A 1162-nucleotide genomic window follows, 5' to 3' on the forward strand; every position below is an offset into this window, starting at 1 on the left:
CTAAACTATTGATAATAGTTAACCCGAATTGCTAGTTAATTTCATTGGAAAATAAATAAGTCGTGCTATCCTAATCTTAAAGCACTAAGCATTAGAAAGCTCACGACTTATATGACTTATAATAGCACACTTCCAAAAGTTTTTGTTTATTTACTGACAACCATTGAGACGCTTTATCAAACGAGTGTTCCCCTTGAGGTTCAAAACCGAAAGAACGTCCATCTCGCAACATCAGATTGCTTAGTTATCGCTTGTTACCTATGGGGCGTACTGCATTTTAGTGAAACGCTTAAAGCTAAGCACCAACTTGCTCAAAGTTTATTTCCTAATTTCCTAGAATATTCTCGCTTTGTCCGCCGTTGTAATGCCCTCTTACCGAGTATCCAAGTCATTCGCCAAGCACTCGTCTTTAAAGAGGTTGAAGGAATGAGTGTATCCATTATTGACAGCTTCCCCATTCCTTTGTGTCAGCCTATTCGTAACTTCAGAAGCAAAGTTCTTGGAGATTATGCAAATGCTGGCTACAATGCTACAAAGGGACAGTACTTCTATGGATGTAAATGTCATGCTTTAGTCAGTGAATCAGGCTATGTCATAGACTACACAATTACTCCTGCTTCAATGGCTGATAGTTCAATGACCGAGGAAGTGTTGAGTCAATTTGGGACACCAACAGTCCTTGGAGATATGGGATATTTAGGTCAGTCACTGCATGATAGGCTGGAATTAAAAGGAATTGATCTAATTACACCTGTCAGGAAGAACATGAAGCAAAAGAAAATCCTTTTCCCTAATTTTTCAAAACGTAGAAAAGTGATTGAGCGAGTTTTTTCTTTTTTGACAAATTTAGGAGCTGAGCGTTGTAAAAGTCGTTCGCCTCAAGGTTTTCAATTGAGATTAGAGATGATACTTTTAGCGTATTCTTTACTGTTAAAATCAGCTAAATCACTGGAACCAGAGACTTTAAGATATTCTATCGGGTATCAAGTCATGGCTAAATAATCAACTAGCAATTCGGGTATATATATAGAAATAGGTATATAATAAAATACATTGATAGGGAATGAAAACTAAACTATTGATAATAGTTAACCCGAATTGCTAGTTAATTTCATTGGAAAATAAATAAGTCGTGCTATCCTAATCTTAAACTACTAAGCAT

Annotated in this window: 1 protein-coding gene; it reads left to right on the forward strand. The window is 36.3% G+C overall.

Annotation, left to right across the window (positions count from 1 at the left end; genetic code table 11):
* Positions 1–111 precede the first annotated feature (111 nt).
* Positions 112–1002 (forward strand): IS982-like element ISLll1 family transposase, encoded by an 891-nt coding sequence (locus ABZV77_RS42715; RefSeq protein WP_356268799.1) that lies wholly within the window; start codon positions 112–114, stop codon positions 1000–1002.
* Positions 1003–1162: the final 160 nt, after the last annotated feature.

The sequence above is a fragment of the Streptomyces sp. NPDC004732 genome (genome assembly GCF_040609235.1).
GTDB lineage: Bacteria > Actinomycetota > Actinomycetes > Streptomycetales > Streptomycetaceae > Streptomyces.

Coding starts and splice junctions, on each gene's coding strand:
- ABZV77_RS42715 (WP_356268799.1), top strand. CDS start 112: ATGACTTATAATAGCACACTTCCAAAAGTTTTTGTTTATTTACTGACA.